This is a genomic window from Saccharothrix sp. CCNWYY140, from assembly GCF_037401995.1.
Classification (GTDB): domain Bacteria; phylum Actinomycetota; class Actinomycetes; order Mycobacteriales; family Pseudonocardiaceae; genus Actinosynnema.
Genome location: NZ_JBBEGC010000220.1, coordinates 1 through 6,759, shown reverse-complemented (window position 1 = coordinate 6,759; position 6,759 = coordinate 1). Strand labels below are relative to the sequence as shown.

General features: G+C 73.1%; 7 protein-coding genes and 1 riboswitch. Of the genes, 4 read left to right on the top strand and 3 right to left on the bottom strand.

Going from position 1 to position 6,759, the window contains the following annotated elements; all coding sequences use genetic code 11:
• Positions 1-378 precede the first annotated feature (378 nt).
• Entirely contained in the window at positions 379-1,116 is a 738-nt protein-coding gene (locus WBN91_RS38605; RefSeq protein WP_337725552.1) for an alpha/beta hydrolase, read from the top strand.
• Here the strand turns inward: WBN91_RS38605 and WBN91_RS38600 are convergent.
• Together WBN91_RS38600 and WBN91_RS38595 are read right to left on the bottom strand one after the other, a co-directional pair.
• On the bottom strand, positions 1,056-1,904 hold the full coding sequence (locus tag WBN91_RS38600; protein ID WP_337725550.1) for an SDR family NAD(P)-dependent oxidoreductase: 849 nt from the start codon (positions 1,902-1,904) through the stop codon (positions 1,056-1,058). The two genes, WBN91_RS38605 and WBN91_RS38600, sit on opposite strands and share 61 nt — an antisense overlap.
• Positions 1,905-1,989: 85 nt before the next feature.
• Positions 1,990-3,006: an AraC family transcriptional regulator gene (locus WBN91_RS38595; RefSeq protein ID WP_337725549.1), complete on the bottom strand. Its 1,017-nt coding sequence runs from the start codon at positions 3,004-3,006 to the stop codon at positions 1,990-1,992.
• Between the two features lie 70 nt (positions 3,007-3,076).
• On the opposite strand from WBN91_RS38595, the gene WBN91_RS38590 reads away from it, so the two are divergent.
• Together WBN91_RS38590 and WBN91_RS38585 are read left to right on the top strand one after the other, a co-directional pair.
• Complete coding sequence (locus WBN91_RS38590; protein WP_337725548.1) at positions 3,077-4,540, top strand: flavin-containing monooxygenase; 1,464 nt, start codon at positions 3,077-3,079, stop codon at positions 4,538-4,540.
• Positions 4,541-4,575: 35 nt separating this feature from the next.
• Positions 4,576-5,175 carry a DUF4232 domain-containing protein gene (locus tag WBN91_RS38585; protein WP_337725547.1) on the top strand — a complete coding sequence of 200 codons (600 nt, stop codon included), beginning with the start codon at positions 4,576-4,578 and terminating at the stop codon, positions 5,173-5,175.
• On the opposite strand, the gene WBN91_RS38580 is transcribed toward WBN91_RS38585, so the two are convergent.
• Positions 5,169-5,417 carry a hypothetical protein gene (locus tag WBN91_RS38580; RefSeq protein WP_337725546.1) on the bottom strand — a complete coding sequence of 83 codons (249 nt, stop codon included), beginning with the start codon at positions 5,415-5,417 and terminating at the stop codon, positions 5,169-5,171. The two genes, WBN91_RS38585 and WBN91_RS38580, sit on opposite strands and share 7 nt — an antisense overlap.
• Before the next feature lie 190 nt (positions 5,418-5,607).
• Positions 5,608-5,688: riboswitch (ZMP/ZTP riboswitch) on the top strand.
• A gap of 25 nt (positions 5,689-5,713) precedes the next feature.
• On the opposite strand from WBN91_RS38580, the gene WBN91_RS38575 reads away from it, so the two are divergent.
• On the top strand, positions 5,714-6,571 hold the full coding sequence (locus WBN91_RS38575) for a bifunctional 5,10-methylenetetrahydrofolate dehydrogenase/5,10-methenyltetrahydrofolate cyclohydrolase (protein ID WP_337725545.1): 858 nt from the start codon (positions 5,714-5,716) through the stop codon (positions 6,569-6,571).
• Positions 6,572-6,759: the final 188 nt, after the last annotated feature.

Here is a 6,759-nt window from a genome sequence, read left to right as displayed (position 1 = left end):
CGCGCCCCGCGCGCCCCGCGCCCCGCGCGCCCCGCGCCCCGCGCGTCCCTCGCCAGCCGCACGTCCTTCGCCAGCCGCACGCCCCTCGCGCCCACACGCCCCTCGCGCCCGCGCGCCTCGCGCCGGCCACCCCCTCGCCGGCCGCACCCCTCGCCAGCCGCCCCGCCAGCCGCTCAACACGCCCCGCAGGCCGTTGGGCGAGGGGGCGCTTGGTGCAGGTGACATCGGGCGTGGGGCGGGTACCCCGAGCGCACTTGCCGGTGGCGGGAGGGGTGTGACGTGTGGGCGTTCGGTGGTGGCGGTCGTAGCGGTCATGCTCAGCGGGTGGCCGAGGTGGTTCGGGCGGTTGCCGGGGAGCAGGTTGTGTTGGTGGCCCTGATGGAGTTGCCCCGGCTGTTGCGGCATCCCGCGTGGCGCAGGGTGGATCCTCGGCAGGGGCGTGGGGTCGGGGTTGTGCTGGTGCCCGGGTTCGGGTTCGGGGACGCCAGTCTTGCCGTTGCCGGGCGGTGGTTGCGGGCGCGGGGGTATTGGCCTGTCGGGGCGCGGATCGGGTTGAACGTCGGGTGCACGACGGAGCTGGTGGAGCGGCTGGAAAAGCGGGTCGCCGCGCACGCCGAGGCCACCGGTGGGCGGGTGGTCCTGTTCGGGCAGAGCCGGGGTGGGTGGTTGGCTCGGCTGGTGGCCTCGCGGCGGCCGGACCTCGTGCGGGGGCTGGTCATGCTGGGCAGTCCGGTGCTCGACCCGCTCGGCGCGCACCCCACCGTCGTGCGGGTGGCGCGGTTCCTGGCGCGCGCGTCCGCCTGGGGTGTGCCGGGACTGCTGAACGAACAGTGCTTCACCGGCGACTGCTACGACACGAACATCGCCGGGCTCGCCGCGCCGTTGCCGCCCGAGGTCCCCGCGTTGGCGCTGTTCTCGGCCCGGGACATCGTCGCGCCACCGCGCCTGTGCCGGGAACCGTCCGCCGAGTGCGTCGAGGTCCGCAGCACCCACACCTCGATGGGGCTCGACCCCGACGTCTACGCCGCCGTCGAACCCCGGCTGGCGAAGTGGGCTCAGGCGGACGACGCGTTGCGCGCGGCGGAAGGGCGCAAGGCGTTGAGCACGGCCATGTAGCGGGTCGGGAACAGGCGCGCCAGCAGGTCCGGCGCCACGGCCGAGAACGCGATGAGCACCCGCCCGCGACGCTTCTCCACGCCCGCCAGGATCCGCTCGGCCGCCTTGTCCGCCGGGTAGGTCAGCAGCTTGGCGAAACCCTCCTTGCCCTGCGACACCTGGTCCGCCGGCACCCCGGAACCGACCCGCGCCGACTCCGCGATCCGGGTGCGGATGCCGCCCGGATGCACGGTGGTCACGCCGACCCCGCGCGGCGCCAGCTCGTGCCGCAGCGCCTCGGAGAACCCGCGCAGCGCGAACTTGCTCGCCGCGTACGCCGCCTGACCGGGCGGCGCGATCAGCCCGAACAGGCTGGACACGTTCACCACGTGGCTCCCCGGCGACGCCAGCAGCCGTGGCAGCAGCAACCGGGTCAACGCGACCGGCGCGCGGAAGTTCACGTCCAGCACCCAGTCGAACTCCTCGGCGCTGACCTGGTCGAACGTCCCACCCAACGCCACACCGGCGTTGTTCACCAGCAGCGTGATGCGTGGGTGCGCGGCCAGGACCTCGGAGACCAACGCGGGCAGACCGGACACATCGGACAGATCGGCGACGACGCTGTTCACCGCCACCCCAGGGTGCCGCCTGCCGATCGCCTCCACCACCGACTCGAGCCGGTCGGCGTCGCGGTCCAGCAGCACCAGGTCGCTGCCCCGCGCCGCCAAGCCGAGCGCGACCTGCTCGCCGATGCCGCTCGCCGCCCCGGTGACCACCGCCGTGCCGCCGCTGAACCGGTAGTTGTCCATGTGGACAGCGTGCCCGGCGAGCCACGGCCGCACTTGACCCGACGCGACAGAGATTTACCCCTGGACGACAGAGCGGGAGCGCCGGCTATCCCACGACCTGGGGCGGGCCGGCGCGGCGGACCGCGCTGGGTGTCGTGCCCCACCAGCGGCGGCAGCAGCGGCTCAGGGCGGACTGCTCGGACAGGCCCAGCATCCCGGCCACCTGGCTCATCGGCATGTCCGTCGTGGTCAGGTAGCGCAACGCGGCCTGGCGGCGGACGTCGTCCAGGATCTCCGCGAACGTGGTCCCCTCGGCCGCCAACCGCCGCTGCAACGTGCGCGGGTGCACGTTGACCAAGCGCGCCACCGCGCCCACCTCGGGCGGCACGGTCCCCAGCGACTGCACGACCACACCGCGCACCCGCAGCCCCAGCGACGCGCCCTCCCCGGCGGTCTGCTCGGCCAGGAACGCCAGCGCCAACCGCCACACCCGCTCGTCACCACCGGCCAACGGCTGCGCTGCGAGGCTACGCGGCACCCGCAACATCGGCGCGGACCGTCCAACATGGATAGTCGTGCCGAAGAACTCCTCATACACCCCAAGCGAAACCGGCGTATAAGGCAACTCCACCGACCGCAGCCCGTAAGACCCGCCGACGAGGAACTTGATCGCCCGGTGCAGGAAGCCCAACCCGAGGTCCGTCGCCTGCACCGACACCGGCAGCCACGGCGGCTGCCCGTACCGCAGCGCCGCCACGCCCCGCGTCCCGTACGGGTCGTCCTCCATCGTCAAGCTCAGCGACCGCGCGTGCACGAACAGGTAGCGGGACGTGCACTCCAGCGCGTCGGCGACGGTCGGCGAGTTGCGGATGGCCAGCGCGAGCGGCCCGAGCATCCCGAAGTCCTGCCGGGACGCCACCCGCAACCCCAGGTCCGGGCACCGCAACGCCTCGGCGGCGATCTCCAGCACGGCGACCAGGGCGCGGTCGGACACCAGCAGGTCGTCCATGTCCAGCGCCGCGACCGGCAGGCCCGCCGCGGCGGCGTAGTCGTCGGCGTGCCCGCCCAACTCGGCCACCGTGGCGCGGAACCCGCGCAACCCGGCCGACCGGACCACCGACATGTCGTCCAGGGTCAAATAGTTGTCGTGGGAAGTCAAGAAGCGGACCAGGAGGGTTCAGCACACTGGGTGCATGACCACGGAACCCTCCCACCTCGACGTCGTGATCGTGGGCGCGGGCCTGTCCGGCATCGGCGCGGCGTACCGGCTGAGCACCGAGCACCCCGGCCGGAGCTACGCGATCCTGGAGGCGCGCGACGCGATCGGCGGCACGTGGGACCTGTTCCGCTACCCCGGCATCCGCTCCGACTCGGACATGTTCACCCTCGGCTACCCGTTCGCCCCGTGGCGGGACGCCAAGGCCATCGCCGACGGGCCGTCGATCCGCGACTACATCCGCCGCACCGCCGCCGAGCACGACATCGAGCGGCACATCCGGTTCGGCACCAAGGTGGTCGCCGCCGACTGGTCGACCGCCGAGCAGCGCTGGACCCTCACCCTGTCCGACGGCGGCACGCTGACCTGCGGTTTCCTCTACACCTGCGCCGGCTACTACGACTACGACCGGGGCCACGAGCCGGAGTTCCCCGGCCGCGACAACTTCGCGGGCCGGGTCGTGCACCCGCAGTTCTGGCCCGAGGACCTCGACTACACGGGCAAGCGGGTGGTCATCATCGGCAGCGGCGCGACCGCCGTGACCCTCGTGCCCGCGATGGCCGACACCGCCGCGCACGTCACCATGCTCCAGCGCTCGCCCACGTGGATCAGCCCCGTCCCGGGCCGCGACAGGATCGCCGACGCCCTGCGCGCCGCCCTGCCCGCCGGCCTCGCGCACCAGCTCGCCCGCGCCAAGAACATCGCGTTCACCACCGGCTTCTACCAGTTCTGCCGCCGCTTCCCCGGCGCCGCGCGGGGCCTGCTGACCAAGCTGTCGACCAAGTCGCTCAAGGACCCGGCGGCCGTGCGGGAGCACTTCACGCCCGGGTACAACCCGTGGGACCAGAGGTTGTGCGCGGTGCCCGACGCGGACCTGTTCAAGGCGGTCAACGCGGGCAAGGCGTCCGTGGTGACCGACCACATCGACGCGTTCGTGCCCGAGGGCATCCGCCTGAAGTCCGGGAAGGTGCTGCCCGCCGACGTCGTCGTGACCGCGACCGGGTTGCGATTGCAGGCGTTCGGCGGGATCGAGCCGAGCGTGGACGGGACGCCGGTGACCCTGTCCGAGCAGTTCGTGTGGCGGGGCGCGATGATCACCGGCCTGCCGAACTTCGCGGTGTGCATCGGGTACACCAACGCGTCCTGGACGCTGCGGGCCGACCTGTCCTCGCGGCTGGTGTGCCGGGTGCTGGACCACCTGGACCGCAACGGGTTCAGCTCGGTCGTGCCGCGACCGGACCGGGTGATGGCGCGGCAACCGTTGCTGGACCTGGCTTCCGGCTACATCCAGCGGTCCATCGGGGACTTCCCGGGGCAGGGCGACCGGAGCCCGTGGCGGGTGCGGCAGAACTACGTCATCGACGCCGTGCAGACGCTGCGAGGGGACATCGGCGACCAGCTCGCCGGGACCCGCGCCACCCGCCCGGCGGGCGTGCGCTGACTTGTCGGCCGGCGTGGCTGTGCCATGATCGAAAGGTGATCAACGCTCGGGTGGCGCTGCCGCTGCTGCTGGTCCTGACCGCCTGCGGCACCGCGCCCGTGGCCGCGCGCTCGGGCGACCTCACGCTGGTGCCGACGGTCCAGGCCCCGCCCCCGGTGTGCCCCGAGTCGGGGATCGTGGTGTCGGCGTTGGAGTCCGAGGCCGCATCCGGCCTGCGGGTGCTGACGCTGAAGGCGGTCAACTGCGGCGCCGAACCCCGGACCGTGACCGGCTACCCGGACGTGCGCCTGCTCGACGCCGACGGCCGGCAGCTGGACGTGCGGGTGTTGACCGGGACCGCGTCGACGGAGATCTCTTCGGTGGACGCGTTCACCGCGCCGCCGGCGGAGGTCGTCCTCCAGCCCGGCGCGCACGCCACCTCGGCCCTGCTGTGGCGCAACACCTACACCGACGTCTCCCAGCCGCCGCAGGTGGGCGTGCGGATCGACATCGCACCGGTCGAGAACGCGCCGCGCCAGACCTTCATCCCGCGCCTGCCGCCCAACGGCGAGCCCTCACGGGTCGACTCGCCCGCGGTCACGCTCGACCTGGGCAGCACGGGCCGGATCGGCGTCGCGCCCTGGAGGGCTCAGTAGTTGTCGTCGTCGTCGTAGTACTCGGCGTCGTAGGTGGCTTTGGCCGGGCGGTTGGACCACGAGTCGAACAGGACCAGCAGGATCGCGACCAGGATCACGATCACACCCACGATGGCGATGCCGCCCCAGAACGACAGGCCCGCCAGCAGCAGCATCGGCAGCACGGCGAACAGGCAGAACGGGTCGACCCGCCCGAAAGCCGGCCGGCGCTGCCCCGAAGATCGACCGTACTGCCCCGCCATCAGCCCGCCTGTCAGTTCGTCCGCTGTGTCCGGTCCACCCCGGGGGCGGACCCGAACAGCATAATTCGCCGCGCCCGAGATGTACGGGGGGTCACGGAGAGGCCGGTCCGGGCTCGGGCAACCCGGTGATCACCCTCTCCAGGTCGGGTACCGGTGCGCACCCCTCTGTGACCTTGATCTCCCGCTAGAATCGGCGGTGCACGACTGGCGTCGGGTGGATTCACCACCGGGGAGTGCAAGCGAGCCGGCATCGCCCGCCTGGGTGCCCCTCATACCTTCGGGTGAGGAGTACCTCGATGACCGCACGCATCCTCGACGGCACCGCCGTGGCGCGGACCCTGCTGGAGCAGACCGCCGACCGGGCCGCCTCCTTCACCGCCCGGACCGGCCGCCCGCCGCTGCTGGCCACGGTCCTGGTCGGCGACGACCCCGCCTCGCAGACCTACGTGAAGATGAAGCGCTCGCGGTGCGCGAAGGTCGGCATCGAGTCGCGCGCCGTGGAGTTGCCGGCGGCCACCACCACCGAGGAGTTGGTGGAGACGATCTCCGCCCTGTCCGCCGACCCGCTGGTGGACGGCATCCTGTTGCAGCACCCCGTCCCCGGCCACATCGACGAGCGGGCGGCGTTCGAGGCGATCGCGCCGGGCAAGGACGTCGACGGCGTCACCATGCACAGCTTCGCCGCGATGGCGTTCGGCGAGCCCGGGTTCCACTCGTGCACACCGGGCGGCATCCTGCGGCTGCTGGACGCCTACGGGATCGAACTGGAGGGCAGGCACGCGGTGGTGGTGGGGCGCAGCCCGATCCTCGGCAAGCCGGTGGGCATGCTGCTGCTGGCCCGCAACGCGACCGTCACCTACTGCCACTCGCGTACCGAGGACCTGGCCTCGGTGGTCGGGACGGCGGACATCGTGGTGGCGGCGGTGGGCAAGCCGGAGCTGGTGCGGGGTGCGTGGCTCAAGCCGGGTGCCGTGGTGGTGGACGCCGGGTACAACCCGGGCAACGTCGGGGACGTGGAGTACGTGGCGGCGAGCGAGCGGGCCGGGTTCATCACGCCGGTGCCGGGCGGGGTGGGGCCGATGACGATCGCGCTGCTGCTCGCGCAGACCGTGGACGCGGCGGAGGCGGCGGAGAAGGCCCTGCTCCCGGCCTGAGGGTTTCGGGCCGGGAGCAGGGCTGGGGTGAGGCCGGGCCGGGTGGGGCTGAGCCAGGCCGGCCGGGCCGAGCCGGCCGAGCCAGGCCGAGCCAGGCCGGGCTGGGCGGGCCGGGCTGGGCGGGCCGGGCCGGGCTGGCCGGGCCGGGCCGGGCTGGGCGGGCCGGGCTGGGCTGGGCTGGGCTGGGC

Bases quoted from the DNA above. Each gene is read 5' to 3' on its own strand.
- WBN91_RS38590 (WP_337725548.1), top strand. From the start codon at position 3,077: ATGACCACGGAACCCTCCCACCTCGACGTCGTGATCGTGGGCGCGGGC.
- WBN91_RS38605 (WP_337725552.1), top strand. From the start codon at position 379: ATGGAGTTGCCCCGGCTGTTGCGGCATCCCGCGTGGCGCAGGGTGGAT.
- WBN91_RS38575 (WP_337725545.1), top strand. From the start codon at position 5,714: ATGACCGCACGCATCCTCGACGGCACCGCCGTGGCGCGGACCCTGCTG.
- WBN91_RS38595 (WP_337725549.1), bottom strand. From the start codon at position 3,006: ATGTCGGTGGTCCGGTCGGCCGGGTTGCGCGGGTTCCGCGCCACGGTG.
- WBN91_RS38580 (WP_337725546.1), bottom strand. From the start codon at position 5,417: ATGGCGGGGCAGTACGGTCGATCTTCGGGGCAGCGCCGGCCGGCTTTC.
- WBN91_RS38600 (WP_337725550.1), bottom strand. From the start codon at position 1,904: ATGGACAACTACCGGTTCAGCGGCGGCACGGCGGTGGTCACCGGGGCG.